This is a genomic window from Pseudomonas sp. YQ_5 (assembly GCF_043103305.1).
In the GTDB taxonomy this organism is placed as follows: Bacteria; Pseudomonadota; Gammaproteobacteria; order Pseudomonadales; family Pseudomonadaceae; genus Aquipseudomonas; species Aquipseudomonas putida_Y.
In genome coordinates, this window is record NZ_JBICJS010000055.1 from 279,084 (window position 1) to 293,252 (window position 14,169).

Consider the following 14,169-nt stretch of genomic DNA (forward strand, 5'->3'; position numbering starts at 1 on the left):
TGGCGGTTGCATCACTGGGTGACAGAGCCGGTGATGGTGTGCAACGACTGCAGCCTGATCTGACACCGATACCGTCCGTTAGGTTATCTTCGACGCTTCACTGTACCGCCCGGGCCAGACCACCATGCGCATTGTCATTCCCGACGACTACCAGGATGTAATCCGTACCCTCGATTGCTTCGGCAAGCTGAGCGGGCATGCTGTCAGCGTCCTTCATGAGCACCCGCCTGCCACGCTGGAACAACTTGCAGCACGCTTTGCCGATGCCGACGCCCTGGTACTCACCCGCGAACGCACACGCATCGACGCCGCCTTGCTCGACCGCCTGCCCAACCTCAAGCTGATCAGCCAGACCGGCAAGGTGTCCAGCCACCTCGACCTGGCTGCCTGCACCGCGCGCGGCATTGCCGTGACCGAGGGGCGGGGATCGCCGGTAGCGCCTGCCGAACTGGCCTGGGCGCTGATCCTCAATGCCCGCCGGCAACTGGTGCCGGCCATTGATGCCTTCCGCCAAGGTCAATGGCAGGTCAACCTGGGCCAGGCGCTGGCCGGGCAGACGCTGGGCATCTGGGGCTATGGCAAGATCGGCCAGCGCCTGGCGCGTTATGCGCAGGCCTTCGACATGCCCGTGCTGGTGTGGGGCAGCGACAGCAGCCGCGCCGCAGCCAAAGCCGATGGCCACGCTGCTGCCGCCTCGCGCGAGGCGTTTTTTGCCGAGGCGGATATTGTCAGCCTGAACCTGCGCCTTTCGGATCAGACACGCCATGGGGTGACCTTCGACGATCTGTCCCACATGAAGCCCGATGCCTTGCTGGTGAACGTCAGTCGCGCAGAACTGATTGCACCAGGCGCATTACTGCAGGCATTGGATGCCGGGCGGCCGGGCTACGCGGCGGTGGATGTTTATGAGGAAGAGCCGTTACTCGACCCGGCCCATCCCCTGCTGCGCCACCCACGTGTACTCAGCACGCCCCACTTGGGGTATGTGGAGAAGAACGGCTACGAGCTGTACTTCGGTGACGCCTTCGACAATGTGCTGGCGTTTTTCGAAGGGGTGCCGAAGAACGTCGCCAACCCGCAAGCTTTGGCACTTCAACGCTTAAACCCGGCGCAGCCTTGAAGTTGTCCTAATCAAGCAGGTGCAGCCCCAGCGTAAAGACCGCCACGGCCAAGGCGAGCAACGACACGGCATGACGTTCCAGATACGCTGGCCAACCGGGCGCTGACTGCGACGCGCATCCACATTGGTGCTTGGCCAGGCCGGTCAACCGCGCCTCCACACTGTCCATGCGGTCTGCCTGGGCGCTGGTTGCCAGTACGAGCTTCTTCAGCGCCGTGGTCACCGTGATGGACAGCTCCTCCCGAGCCTGGTTGCTGGCGGCCAGTTGCTGCTGGCACTGCTCAAGGCTCTTGCGGATCGCCCCTTCTTTCTGCACGCGGGCCAGGGTACTTGCCACCAGCTTTTTGTTCAGCGCCTCGATACTGGCCTGCAGTGCTTCGTGTTCGGTGGCCCGCAGGGTCGAAGCGTCCGCCTCAAGGTGGGGCTCGTGCATCCTGTTCCCACTCGCCTCGGCAAGCGGAGTCAGGGTGCCGTGTTCATGTAGCTGGTTCATCAATCACTATCCGGATACTGCGGTAAGGGGCGAGAAGCTATCAAATTGACATCATCGGATCCACTGATGAGTCGCGCAATTCGCGGCTTTCGTCAGAGCGTGCGCGTACACTTGCCTTCAAGCCACTCGCAGGAGCCGCTTCATGCCCTACCCCATTGAAGAAAAACTGGTCATCGGCGTTGCCTCGAGTGCGCTGTTCGACCTCTCCGTTTCCGATGACATCTACCAGACACAAGGTGTCGAGGCCTACCGCCAACATCAGGAACAGAACCTGGACGAGCCGTTTCCCAGGGGGGTGGCGCTGCCGTTCATTCGCCGCTTCCTGAGCATCAACAAGGCGTTCCCCGACCAGTTGCCGGTAGAAGTGGTGCTGCTCTCGCGCAACTCGCCGGAAACCGGCCTGCGGGTGTTCCGCTCCATCAGCCACTATCAGCTAGACATCACCCGTGCGGCATTCATGTCGGGCCGCTCGCCCTACGAGTACATCCCCGCGTTCAATGCTTCGCTGTTCCTCAGTGCCAACGAGGAAGATGTGCAAAAGGCCATCGACGCCAACTACCCTGCCGGGCGTGTGCTGCCTACACGCATCTACGATGATGAAATCGACACCGAGCTGCGGGTGGCCTTCGACTTCGATGGCGTGATTGCCGACGACGAGGCAGAGAGTGTGTACAAGCGCAACGACAACCTGGACGACTTTCAGGAACACGAGCGCGTGCACAAGGGCACCCCGCATTCGCCGGGGCCCTTGGCAGACCTTTACCGCAAGCTCTCGCGGATACGTATGCTGGAGGACCGCAAGCTGGCCGAAGACCCGACGTACCAGCGGATCCTGCGCATTGCCATCGTCACGGCGCGCAACGCGCCTTCGCATGAGCGAGTAGTGACGACCTTGAAGGATTGGGGCGTATCGCCGGATGAGTGCTTTTTTCTAGGCGGTATGGATAAACCCAGGGTGTTGTCGATATTGAAGCCACATGTGTTTTTCGACGACCAGCGCACGCACTTGCAATCGCCAGCGGGGAACCTGCCGATGGTGCATGTACCGTTCGGGGTGGCGAACAGGGTGCGCTCGCCTCAGGCACCAGACCTGGAGCAGGATCAACTGCCAACCTGCGCATTACCATGCACGCCATAAAGCGCCGCGCCGGCGAGCGGGTGCTGCAGTCTGCGGGCTCGCTGTTCAGCTTGCCCAACAAGACTGACGAATGATGCTGCAGAAATTCCCCGGCCGAAAGGCCGGCTCTTTGTCCGCGATGACATCCGCCTTCACATTACCAAAGGTGGTCTGCGGCTTATGCCGGATCCCCTCGTAAAACGCCTGGATGATGGCCTCCTTGAAATCCCCCCCACGCGGGTGAGCATGCACCACCGCATCCCGTGCGGCATTACCCAGCCCCTCGTGATGCAGCCCCAGTACATCGGTCTCCACCCCCGCCGTTACCAGGGCTATCAGGGGGTGCATGTGCTCTGGAATTCCCGGCGTGGTATGCAGCGCGATCGCTGTCCACACGCGTTCGACATCGCGCTCGTCCACGCCACGACACTGTAGGAAATCACGCGCTGCGTTGGCGCCATCAACCTCGAAGCGGCAGCATTCGCTACTGTGCTCATGGGTCAACCCCATGTCATGGAACATACAACCCGCGTAAAGCAGTTCGCTGTCATAACGCAGCCCTAACCGCTGCCCGGCAAGGGCAGCAAAATAGAAAACCCGGCTGGAATGGTGGAAGAGCAGTGGTGAAGCCGTGTCGCGCACAAGTTCTGTGATTTCCCGGGCCATGGCGCTGTCAGGCACCTGGATACCGGCGATGGATGAGGACATGGTCGCTCCTTGGGTGGGTTGATGACGCGGTCAGTTTGCGGCTGCGCGCCAATGTCCTCAATTGACTTGTAACGCCATATACTGCCATTGTCGATGAATAACGGACTTGCTGTAAACTGCCTGGAGCCATCATGCCCCCTCCTCCCATTACCGTCGCCATTCTGGCCATGCCCGGCGTACAACTGCTGGATGCCAGCGGCCCGCTCGATGTTTTCGCCGAGGCTAACCGCCAAGCCGGTCGTGACGCCTATCGCCTGCTGCTGCTGGCTTGCGAGCCAGGGCCGCTGGTCAGCTCTTCCGGCACTCGGTTGGTCGCTGACGGCTGGATCGGGGAAGCGCTGGGAGCCATCGACACCTTGCTGGTTGCCGGCACGCCACATGCCGCTGACCAGTACCTGCGCCCGGGCATTCTTGATTGGCTGCGCCTGCGCGCTGGTACTTGCCGCCGCTACGGCTCGGTATGCACCGGGGCATTTGCCCTGGCAGCTGCGGGGTTGCTGGATGATCGCCGCGCGACCACCCACTGGTCCGTGGTGCAAACGCTGGCCGAGCGTTATCCCCGGGTGCAAGTGGACGCCGATGCCATTCAGGTGCACGACGGCAAACTGCGTACTGCCGCCGGGGTGACGGCTGGCCTGGATTTGGCCCTGTCCCTTGTGGAAGAGGACCTTGGGGGTAACGTTGCCAAACAGGTAGCGGGACAGCTGGTGATGTACTTCAAACGGCCTGGCGGGCAACTGCAGTTCAGCCGCCAAGGCGGCACGTCACCTGTCGGGCGCTCGGCGCTACAAGAATTGCAGCGGTACGTGGCCGCCAACCCGGCACTGGACCATGGGATTGCCTCCCTGGCTGCAAGGGTTGGGCTCAGCCCCAGGCATTTTGCACGGGTATTTCAACACGATGTAGGCATGACACCGGCAGCCTGGGTGGAGTTGGCACGTGTGAGTGCCGCACGGGCGCGACTGGAAACTGGGCGGGAGGCGCCAAAGCAAGTGGCCGCGCTGTGTGGGTTTGCCAATGCCGACACGTTGCGGCGAACGTTTGTGAAGCATGTGGGGGTGACGCCGGCTGAGTATCGCAAGCGGTTTGGGCGGCCAAGGTGAGTGCTGTCGCGCCAGAGCGACACCCTTGACCCACGCCTGCTCGCCGCCGCATGCTCGAGCGCTTCCACCCACACTCAAGGAACGATTGCATGAAGCTGGAAACGCTTGCCATCCATGCGGGCTTCAGCCCCGACCCAACCACCAAGGCGGTGGCCGTACCGATCTACCAGACCACCTCCTTCGCCTTCGATGACACCCAGCACGGCGCCGACCTGTTTGACCTGAAAGTTGCCGGCAACATTTACTCGCGCATCATGAACCCCACCAACGACGTGCTCGAGCAGCGCATGGCCGCCCTGGAAGGCGGGGTCGGCGCGCTGGCCGTAGCCTCGGGCATGGCGGCTATCACCTACGCCATCCAGACCGTCGCCGAAGCCGGCGACAATATCGTCTCGGTGGCCAAGCTGTACGGTGGCACCTACAACCTGCTGGCGCACACCCTGCCGCGCATGGGGATCCACACCCGCTTCGCGGCCCATGACGACATCGCCGCCCTCGAAGCGCTGATCGACGCGCGTACCAAAGCGGTATTCTGCGAGTCCATCGGCAACCCCGCCGGCAATATCGTCGATATCGCCGCGCTGGCCGAAGCCGCCCACCGCCACGGTGTGCCGCTGATCGTCGACAACACCGTGGCCACCCCGGTGCTGTGCCGGCCGTTCGAGCACGGCGCCGACATCGTCGTACACTCGCTGACCAAGTACATCGGCGGTCACGGCACCAGCATCGGCGGCATCGTCATCGACTCCGGCAAATTCCCCTGGGCCGAAAACAAGGAACGCTTCGCCCTGCTCAACACCCCCGACCCGTCCTACCACGGCGTCACCTACACCGAAGCTTTCGGGCCTGCCGCCTTCATCGGCCGCTGCCGTGTGGTGCCCTTGCGCAACACCGGCGCCGCGCTGTCGCCGTTCAACGCCTTCCTGATCCTGCAAGGCCTGGAAACCCTGGCCTTGCGCATGGAGCGCCATACCGAGAACGCGCTAAAGGTCGCCCATTACCTGCAAGCCCACGAGCAGGTGGCCTGGGTGAAGTTCGCCGGGCTGCCCGACCACCCCGAACATGAACTGGCCCAGCGCTACACCGGTGGCAAGCCGGCGTCGATCCTGTCGTTCGGTATCAAGGGTGGCCAGGCGGCTGGCGCGCGCTTCATCGACGCGTTGCAGTTGGTGGTACGCCTGGTGAATATCGGCGACGCCAAGTCACTGGCCTGCCACCCCGCCTCCACTACCCACCGTCAGCTCAACGACGAGGAACTGGAGAAGGCCGGCGTGCCACGGGACATGGTGCGCCTGTCGATCGGCATCGAACACAGTGACGACATCATCGCCGACCTGGCCCAGGCCTTGGAGGCCAGCCGCGGCTGATTCCTCCGCGCCCTACCCAATGTCGAAGGCGGGCGCACCTTCATCAAGCCTGGATGCACCCGCAATGACCCTGTTTTACCTGAAACTCACCATCACCCCCCTGCTGATGTGGGCCATCTCCCTCGCCTCCCGGCGCTGGGGAGGCCTGCTAGGCGGTTTGCTGTCGGGCCTGCCGATCACCTCGGCGCTGGTGATGACCTTCCTGTGCCTGGAACAGGGCACGGCCTTCGCCCTGGGCGCGTTGCCCGGCGCACTGGGCGGCCTGGCGGCGGTGCAGGCCACCTACACCGTCTACCTGCTGGCCACGCGCACACTCGGCATCGCCGTGGCCGTACTGCTGGCGTTGCTGTTCTATGGCCTGGCCGCCTATGCCTTTACCCACTGGGGCAGCCTGTACCTGTCGATTGCAGTGGCGTTGGTGCTGATCGGCGTGCTGATCCGCGCCAGCGGCCGCGAGCCCAAACCTGATACCTTGGCCCGCCCCCGGCACCGGCACTGGGAAATCCCGTTGCGCATGGTATCTGCCACGTCCCTGCTGATGATCACCACCAGCCTGGCCAGTTGGCTGGGCCCGGCGACCAGCGGGATGCTGGCGCCGATTCCGGTGATTGCGTGGCCACTGGTGGTGTTCGCCCATGTGCAGGGCGGGCGAGCCGGGATGGCGGCGATGGTGCGGGGCAATGCGATCGGCGCGGTGGGGGTGATTGCGTTCTATCTGGTCTTGGCGGGGCTGCTGGAAACGTGGGGCGTTGGCGTGACCATCGGGCTGGCCATGCTGTGCGCTGTGGTGCTGACCATTGGGCTGGCCGCTGTGTTACGGCGGCGTTGATAGGCCGCTGGGGCTGCTTCGCAGCCCATCTATAGACGGTGCCCAGGCCTGACTCACGCTGTATCAGGCGCGGTTTGGATGGCTGACAAGGCAGGCACGCTTCGGTCACAATCGGTCGCCTGGTCCACGCTGGGAAGCACTGCATGCTCACTACCCTCGCCATCGGCAACTACCGCTCGATCAACCACCTGGTGCTGCCGCTGGGCCAACTCAACCTGGTGACCGGCGCCAATGGCAGCGGCAAATCCAACCTGTACAAGGCACTGCGCCTGCTGGCCGAAACCGCACAGGGCGGTGTGGTCGAAGCCCTCGCCCGTGAAGGCGGGCTGGATTCGACCTGGTGGGCCGGCCCAGAAACCAGCGCACGAATGCGGCGCGGCGAAGTGCCCATCCAAGGCCAGCATCCGAGCGAAGCCAGGCGCCTGCGCCTGGGCTTTGCCACCGAGGACTTCGGGTTTGCCATCACCCTCGGCCTGCCAATTCCCCTGCCGTATCCGACCGCGTTCATGCTCGACCCCGAAATAAAGTGTGAAGCCATCTGGGGCGCTGGCGCCTATCGGCCCTCGTCCTTGCTGGTCGAGCGCAAGAACGCCCTGGTGCGGGCCCGCGAGGGCAACAGCTGGGCGGTGCTCGATCAGCATGCTGACAGCGGCGAGAGCTTCTTCAACATCGTCGGCCGGCCCCGCCAGGCACCGGAAATCGGTGACCTGCGCGCATTCATCAATAGCTGGCGGTTTTACGATCACTTCCGGATTGACCGTGATGCGCCTTGCCGTCAACCCCAACTGGGCACTCGCTCGCCGGTACTGCATCACGACGGGCGCAACCTTGCCTCGGCGTTGCAGACCATTATCGAAATTGGCGATGTGGAGGATCTGGTGGAAGCGCTGAATGACGCGTTTCCCGGCAGCCGTCTGGAGATCAATGCGCCACCTGGCGGGCTGTTCAGTGTAAGGCTGCACCAGCACGGGCTTTTGCGCCCGCTCGAGGGTGCTGAATTGTCGGACGGCACCCTGCGTTATCTTCTACTGATGGCCGCCCTGCTCACACCACGGCCGCCATCGCTGATGGTGTTGAACGAACCGGAAACCAGTCTGCACGCAGACCTGCTCCCGGCCTTGGCACGGCTGATCATTCGTGCATCGGGCCGTAGCCAGGTTTGGGTGGTATCGCACAGTGCGCAATTAATCAACGCGCTGGCAGCCTGTGACGGGTGCAATGTGCTAGAGCTGGAAAAAATACAAGGGCAAACCCAGCTGCGGGGGGTTGGGTTGCTGGATGAGCCGCTGTGGCGCTGGGCTGACTGAATTCAAGTGACGGTACGAGCCCGGCATGACTAACCGGCCCCGGTAATCTCGTCCATGAACTGGGTAAGAAAGGTTTCAAGCCGGGTATGACGCTCGGCAGCGAGGCGAGCCCCTTCTTGGGTTTTAAAGCCCGAGGCGAGCTTGAGCAGTTTGGTCTGGAAGTGCTCGATGGCATACGCCCCGTCCTGGTACGCCCTCTGCTGCGCGAAAGGATTCTCGAAGTCATAGAGCGCCGACCCCATTCGCCCGGAGACGTAAAAACACCGGGCAATACCCACCGCGCCTATGGCGTCAAGCCGGTCACTGTCCTGAAGGATGCAGGCCTCAAGTGTCAGCGGTTCGAACCCCGCCGAGTAACTGTGCGTTTTGATCGCATGCACTACCTGCTCAACACGCACACTCGGCCAGCCCATCTCAGCAAGGACTGATGCAGCCTTGTTCGCCGACAACGTCGAGGCCTGCCCACGTAACGGCGAATGCTTTTCCACTGCCACACAGTCGTGCAGCACCGTCGCCGCAAGCAAGATTTCAAGGTCGCCACCCTCTACCCGCTGGATCCGGTGCGCATTGACCCACACGCGCTGAATATGGGCCAAGTCGTGGGAGCCATCACGCTGGTCGGACGGCAGATACTTCAGCAAGTCAGTGGCAAGAGACTGATAAGGGGCAAACGCTTCGCGGGTCATCTTCGGTAGGTTCCATTTCCGGTGAATGCACGGGTTCACGGGCGCCGTCCGGACGCTGCCCTGGGCAAGTACCGAGAGCATGCATGTCGGTTTCAAAGCCTGTACAGCACTGGCAGGAGCAGCCTTGTGCTGCGATGAGGATGTTACTGCCAAAGTAGATCCTCAGCCCTATCAGCACCTTGCTACTAAGTATTTCCGTCAACAACACGTTTGTTACTGGGAGCACTTGTATTCGATCAGCAAGGAGTCAATGGATGTCCGCTCGCTTTTCCTCCCCCGCCACCCGTATTCGCCAAACCGCACTAGCGGTCAGCTTCGCGGGCTCGCTGCTGGGCACTGCACATGCCTGGGCCGAGCCTGTGGGTTACAGTATCCCGGCAGGGTCATTGGCTCACGCACTCGACCAGTTTGCCGACGCCAGCGGGGCAGTCATCAGTTTCAGCCATGAAGAAGTCGCAGGCTTGCACAGCAAAGGGCTGCACGGCAATTACGCGCTGCATCAGGCGTTGGCAGAACTGCTGCAAGGCAGTGGCTTGCAGGTGCAGGCAGCGGGCGACAAGCGCTTCATGCTGATTAGCTCTGAACAGGATGGCGCCATGGAGCTTGCGGCAACCACCGTCTCCAGCATGGCCCTGGGTGCCACCACCGAAGGCACCGGCAGCTACACCACCGGCTCGGTCAATACCGCAACCGGGCTGCGGCTGTCGGCACGCGAGACACCCCAATCGGTCAGCGTGGTCACCCGCCAGCAGATTGAAGACCAGAACCTGAACGATGTTGCCCAGGTGCTTGAACAGACACCGGGCGTGGTCGTTGACAGCATGGGGCCCGCCGGCAGCGACGCCAACCATATCTACGTGCGCGGCTTCGAGGTCGGCAGCATCCAGGTGGACGGCATCAACCGCCCCGATACCTTTGGCTTCAGGGACGACCTCTCCGACATGGTGTCCTACGACCGGGTAGAGGTAGTGCGCGGTGCCACGGGCCTGATGTCAGGCACTGGCGACCCGGGCGCCACCGTCAACCTGATCCGCAAGAAGCCGACCCTGGAAACACAACGCAAGCTGACCTTGAAAGCGGGCTCGTGGGACAACTACCGCACCGAACTGGACGTTTCTGGCAAGCTGACGCAAAGCGGCAATGTCCGCGGGCGTTTTGTCGCCTCCAATACCGACAGCCAGAGCTACGTCGACCGCCAATCGCTGGAACGGCAGGTGGCCTATGGGGTGCTGGAGTGGGACATCACCGACAGCACGATGCTGACAGCAGGTGCGGAATATCAGGAGATGGACAACGACGGGGCAGGCAACCACGGCTTCCCGATGTTCAATTCAGATGGCAGTCACTTCAGCCCCTCCCGCACGTTCAATTCAGCTTCGGACTGGAGCTATCACAAGCGTCGCACCAAGACGGTATTCACTACGCTGGAGCATCAACTGGACAACGGCTGGCAGTTGAAAGTGAATGCCGAACACAGCCGTCGCAGCTATGACGACACCTTTGCCACCGCTGCCAGCGGCACCGTCAAGCCCGATGGCAGTGGCATCAGCACCTGGACGGGGCGTTGGGCCGGCGAGCCCCGGCAGACCTCGTTCGACCTGTCGGCGTCGGGCCCGTTCGAGCTGTTTTCACGCGAGCACCAAGCCTACCTCGGGGCCAGTCACTACCGCGCCTACTACCGCAACGACGGTTACCCACTGTGGACGATCCAGACCATCGACAACATTTACACCTGGGACGGTTCGCTGGCGATACCGGACGCCATCCATGCCAAATCCTCGGAAGACGCGCTGGATGAAACCCAGGACGGCCTGGTGGCTTCGGTACGCTGGAGCCTGGCGGATGACCTGTCGCTGATTACCGGGGCGCGGCTGATCGACTGGAAACGCGACGAAACCTCTACCACCCTGTCGTCCGGCGCGACAAGCCGCACTTCGCGTAGCGAAACCGGGGTCGTCACGCCCTACCTTGGCCTGGTGTATGACCTCAACGAGCACTGGTCGGCCTATGCCAGTTACACCACCATTTTCAAACCGCAGAGCAACAAGGATATCAACGGGACCTACCTGGACCCGTTGGAAGGCGTTAACTACGAGCTCGGTCTGAAGAGTGAGTTCTGGGACCAGCGCCTGACCGCGGCTTTCAGCGTTTTCGAGGTACACCAGGACAACCTGGCGGTAGCCGACGGAAGCAACCTGGCGCCAGACGGCAACCAGGCCTACCGTGCCGAATCGGGTACCAAGACACGTGGTTTCGAGATGGAAATGGCGGGCGAGATTTTGCCTGATTGGCAGGTCTCGGCCAGCTACACCTATGCGGTAAGCAAGGATTCGGACGGCGACCGCCTGAACACTGAAATACCGCGAGACACCTTGAAACTGTTCACCAGCTACCGCCTGGCGACCCTGCCACAGTTGAAGGTGGGGGGTGGTGTGCGCTGGCAGGGTACCGAATATTACAAGAGCGCCGGGCCCAACAACGAAACGTTCACCCAGGACCCCTACAGCGTGGTCGACCTGATGGCTCAATATGCCTTCACACCGCAGACCAGCGTTTCACTGAACCTCAACAACGTGTTTGACAAAACCTACTACACGGCGATTGGCGCGCGCGGCTGGTATGGCAGCCCACGCAGCGCCACGGCCACGTTGGTGTACGCGTTCTGACCCGCCAAGGCGACGCCTGATGGCCCCTGAGTTCGCAGATCAGAACACCGACCATCCGATCCGCGAACTGAGCAGCTCAAGCGCCGCCATCCCGGCCAGGGAGTTGCCCGCAGCGTTCAACTCCGGCGACCACACGCATACGGTAAATTGCCCCGGCACGATCGCCACGATCCCGCCACCCACGCCACTCTTGCCAGGCAAACCCACCCTGAAGGCAAAATTCCCCGCCTCGTCATATAGCCCGCTGGTGGCCATGATCGAGTTCACTTGTTGGGTCTGGCGCCGTGTCAGGATCTGCTCACCGCTGTGCTTGCAGAACCCGTCATTGGCCAGGAAGCAGAATGCCCGCGCCAGGTCCAGGCAGTTCATTTGCAGTGCGCAGTAACTGAAGTAACTGCGCAGCACCGTCTCGACCTCGTTATGGAAGTTGCCAAATGACTGCATCAGGTACGCCATGGCAGCGTTGCGCGCGCGAAACTGATATTCCGAATCAGCGACCCGGGTATTGATCGAGATGTGAGGGTTGCCTGAAAGCCGTCGGACAAAATCGCGCATCGACAACGTGGGGGCCGCGAAGCGCGACTGATTGATATCGCAGATCACCAATGCCCCGGCATTGATGAACGGGTTACGCGGCCGCCCGCGCTCGAACTCCAGCTGCACCAACGAGTTGAACGGCTGCCCCGAAGGCTCATGCCCCAGCCGCTCCCAAATGGCTTCCCCCGAATGGCCAATGGCCTGAACCAGGCTGAACACCTTGGAAATGCTCTGCACCGAGAATGGCACCTGCGCGTCGCCTGCGCAGTGATAACTGCCATCGTTGCCATAGACAGCGATGCCCAGCTGGTTCGCCGGCACGTCCGCCAGCGCGGGAATGTAGTCAGCGACTTTGCCCTTGCCGATCAAGGGACGTACTTCTTCGAGAATCTCGTTCAACAGCGTTTGCATGGAAGGCCCTGTATCAATCCCCAGACGACGGCGAGGGGCAGTCTTCTTGACGAAGACCGAGCGGGAGAGATCACACATTCAGAAACAAATCACCGTAAGCGTCGTCATCGCCAGGAAGATCGCCGCGCGTTACGGCCGTGAAGGCAGCTGTAAAAAGCTGCGAGGGCCGGCCACGCGCCGCACCGATGTTGTGGGAATTTCCCCAACGATCCGGCCATCACGCGGCTGGCTGGGTAAAACGGATCGAAGCGTGGATTGGGGTTTCAAAAATCAATGAATACGGCGAGTGCACTGAGCAGCAAACAGAGGCTCGCGACAGCCGTTAAATGCACGCGCATCGGCAGATACCACCCAGGCACCGCTTGCGCCAGTTTGCGATCCTGCCAAAGATGGCCGATAAAACCAAAGGTCAACACTAGACACCCCACCGGCACAGGCAGCAACGCGCCAACCCAACCGATCAGGGCCGGTATAACGCTCCACACCAGTCGCTCTTGACGCTGCTTCGCGGGCAACCCCTGCAACGTCATGGCGAACCCCCAGTGCAGGGCACCGACGAAGCTCAATATCACCGCGCCATAGCCAACCAGCATCATCGAGAAAAACGCTCGATACTCAGCCCAAAAAAGGATGAGCAGCGTCAAACCAATAAACGGCAGCAGACCGCCGTACCCCAGGGCAGCGAAGCGGCTTGGAGATAACGCAGTAGCATCGGTATTCATCTGGGCGCCCCTTCGCGACGGTTCAGGACCGGACGTCAACTGTGTCGTCCAATGAGGTTAAGGAATTCGTGCCGCGTAGAGGGGTCGTCGCGAAATTCACCTAACATCACGGATGTCATCATCACCGAGTTCTGCTTCTCTACCCCGCGCATCATCATGCACATATGCTTGGCTTCGATCACGACCGCCACTCCTGCAGCATCCGTGACTTCCTGCACGGCATACGCGATTTGCCGCGTGAGGTTTTCCTGTATCTGTAAACGACGAGCGAACATGTCCACCACGCGTGCAACCTTGGAAAGGCCTAACACGCGTCCTGTTGGCAGGTACGCGACATGAGCCTTGCCAATAAACGGCAGCATGTGGTGTTCGCACAATGAGTAGAGCTCAATGTCACGCACCACAATCATTTCATCGTTTTCACTCTCGAACAGAGCACCGTTTACAACCTCGTGAAGATCCTGGGCATACCCGTTGCACAAGTACTGCATCGCTTTTGCCGCACGCTGGGGTGTGTCCAGAAGCCCTTCGCGCTGCGGGTTCTCACCAATGCCGACGAGGATTTCATGAAAGTGCTCGGCTAACGAATGTGACATTTGGACTCCTCACCGCTACAGCGGTGCCCGCCATCGGGATGTGGTAGCCAGGCCAAGCGTGGCCTCAATCGACAGAACAGCCTGTAAAGAACCGAAAACAGGGGACGTAGCGGGCGCCAGGCCAGTGGCGCGACCCACAGGCCCACATCGGCAGCACGCCAACTCCACAAGGTGGCGTCCAAGCCTGTAACCCAGTGCCCGCTCGCGAACCGTCCATGCAGGCATGACCTCAGTTGTTCAACCGTGAAGCCCAACGCCCCTGCATCGAAATCATTAGCACTGATGTCAACCAGTGTGAGCTTTCCACCGGTCGAGTGCCTGCGCAGGAAGGCGATCTCCCGAGCGCACAATGGGCAGGCGCCGTCGAAGTACAGGGTGAAGGGCCACTTGCAATACATGTACAACCTCTCATGCTTGTACAGGTTTTTGTATAAGTTAGCTGAAACCAGGAAATTCGCAATGGGGGGGGTTATAGGGGGCTGGGGGGTGTTCGCCGGTGGATTTGTG

At 61.5% G+C, this 14,169-nt stretch carries 15 protein-coding genes; 8 read left to right on the plus strand and 7 right to left on the minus strand.

Annotation, left to right across the window (positions count from 1 at the left end; genetic code table 11):
* Window positions 1-124 precede the first annotated feature (124 nt).
* On the plus strand, window positions 125-1,120 hold the full coding sequence (locus tag ACF8EA_RS13800) for a D-2-hydroxyacid dehydrogenase family protein (protein ID WP_367251300.1): 996 nt from the start codon (window positions 125-127) through the stop codon (window positions 1,118-1,120).
* A gap of 7 nt (window positions 1,121-1,127) precedes the next feature.
* On the opposite strand, the gene ACF8EA_RS13805 is transcribed toward ACF8EA_RS13800, so the two are convergent.
* Entirely contained in the window at window positions 1,128-1,613 is a 486-nt protein-coding gene (locus ACF8EA_RS13805; RefSeq protein ID WP_392522345.1) for a hypothetical protein, read from the minus strand.
* Window positions 1,614-1,755: 142 nt separating this feature from the next.
* On the opposite strand from ACF8EA_RS13805, the gene ACF8EA_RS13810 reads away from it, so the two are divergent.
* The gene (locus tag ACF8EA_RS13810) at window positions 1,756-2,751 is read left to right on the plus strand and encodes a 5'-nucleotidase (RefSeq protein ID WP_392522347.1); all 996 of its coding nucleotides are present in this window, start codon (window positions 1,756-1,758) and stop codon (window positions 2,749-2,751) included.
* A gap of 45 nt (window positions 2,752-2,796) precedes the next feature.
* On the opposite strand, the gene ACF8EA_RS13815 is transcribed toward ACF8EA_RS13810, so the two are convergent.
* Window positions 2,797-3,438 (minus strand): HD domain-containing protein, encoded by a 642-nt coding sequence (locus ACF8EA_RS13815; RefSeq protein ID WP_367251295.1) that lies wholly within the window; start codon window positions 3,436-3,438, stop codon window positions 2,797-2,799.
* 131 nt (window positions 3,439-3,569) lie between these two features.
* Here ACF8EA_RS13815 and ACF8EA_RS13820 point away from each other — a divergent pair, with 131 nt between their 5' ends.
* From ACF8EA_RS13820 to ACF8EA_RS13835, 4 genes are all read left to right on the plus strand, one after another.
* Window positions 3,570-4,541: a GlxA family transcriptional regulator gene (locus ACF8EA_RS13820; RefSeq protein ID WP_367251294.1), complete on the plus strand. Its 972-nt coding sequence runs from the start codon at window positions 3,570-3,572 to the stop codon at window positions 4,539-4,541.
* An 89-nt stretch (window positions 4,542-4,630) separates the two neighbouring features.
* Complete coding sequence (locus ACF8EA_RS13825; RefSeq protein WP_004575388.1) at window positions 4,631-5,908, plus strand: bifunctional O-acetylhomoserine aminocarboxypropyltransferase/cysteine synthase; 1,278 nt, start codon at window positions 4,631-4,633, stop codon at window positions 5,906-5,908.
* 64 nt (window positions 5,909-5,972) lie between these two features.
* Window positions 5,973-6,737 carry a hypothetical protein gene (locus ACF8EA_RS13830; protein WP_103444599.1) on the plus strand — a complete coding sequence of 255 codons (765 nt, stop codon included), beginning with the start codon at window positions 5,973-5,975 and terminating at the stop codon, window positions 6,735-6,737.
* A gap of 143 nt (window positions 6,738-6,880) precedes the next feature.
* Window positions 6,881-8,044, plus strand: coding sequence for an AAA family ATPase (locus tag ACF8EA_RS13835; RefSeq protein WP_392522348.1), 1,164 nt, complete (start codon window positions 6,881-6,883; stop codon window positions 8,042-8,044).
* A gap of 29 nt (window positions 8,045-8,073) precedes the next feature.
* On the opposite strand, the gene ACF8EA_RS13840 is transcribed toward ACF8EA_RS13835, so the two are convergent.
* On the minus strand, window positions 8,074-8,730 hold the full coding sequence (locus ACF8EA_RS13840; RefSeq protein WP_392522349.1) for an HD domain-containing protein: 657 nt from the start codon (window positions 8,728-8,730) through the stop codon (window positions 8,074-8,076).
* Between the two features lie 254 nt (window positions 8,731-8,984).
* Between ACF8EA_RS13840 and ACF8EA_RS13845 the strand changes: the two genes are divergently transcribed.
* A complete protein-coding gene (locus tag ACF8EA_RS13845) occupies window positions 8,985-11,396 on the plus strand; it encodes a TonB-dependent siderophore receptor (protein ID WP_392522351.1) in 2,412 nt (803 codons plus the stop codon).
* A 39-nt stretch (window positions 11,397-11,435) separates the two neighbouring features.
* Here the strand turns inward: ACF8EA_RS13845 and glsB are convergent, their stop codons facing one another.
* Entirely contained in the window at window positions 11,436-12,344 is a 909-nt protein-coding gene (gene glsB / locus ACF8EA_RS13850; protein ID WP_014591518.1) for a glutaminase B, read from the minus strand.
* A 46-nt stretch (window positions 12,345-12,390) separates the two neighbouring features.
* On the opposite strand from glsB, the gene ACF8EA_RS13855 reads away from it, so the two are divergent.
* A complete protein-coding gene (locus tag ACF8EA_RS13855) occupies window positions 12,391-12,621 on the plus strand; it encodes a hypothetical protein (protein ID WP_135192366.1) in 231 nt (76 codons plus the stop codon).
* On the opposite strand, the gene ACF8EA_RS13860 is transcribed toward ACF8EA_RS13855, so the two are convergent.
* Genes ACF8EA_RS13860 through ACF8EA_RS13870 form a run of 3 tightly spaced genes read right to left on the minus strand, consistent with a single transcriptional unit; the run spans window position 12,608 to window position 14,060 of the window.
* Window positions 12,608-13,066 (minus strand): DUF3429 domain-containing protein, encoded by a 459-nt coding sequence (locus ACF8EA_RS13860; protein ID WP_103444604.1) that lies wholly within the window; start codon window positions 13,064-13,066, stop codon window positions 12,608-12,610. The two genes, ACF8EA_RS13855 and ACF8EA_RS13860, sit on opposite strands and share 14 nt — an antisense overlap.
* Before the next feature lie 35 nt (window positions 13,067-13,101).
* Complete coding sequence (gene folE, locus ACF8EA_RS13865; protein ID WP_084850491.1) at window positions 13,102-13,662, minus strand: GTP cyclohydrolase I FolE; 561 nt, start codon at window positions 13,660-13,662, stop codon at window positions 13,102-13,104.
* Window positions 13,647-14,060 (minus strand): thiol-disulfide oxidoreductase DCC family protein, encoded by a 414-nt coding sequence (locus ACF8EA_RS13870; RefSeq protein ID WP_080671161.1) that lies wholly within the window; start codon window positions 14,058-14,060, stop codon window positions 13,647-13,649. The genes folE and ACF8EA_RS13870 overlap by 16 nt, the downstream gene beginning before the upstream one ends.
* Between the last annotated feature and the right edge of the window lie 109 nt (window positions 14,061-14,169).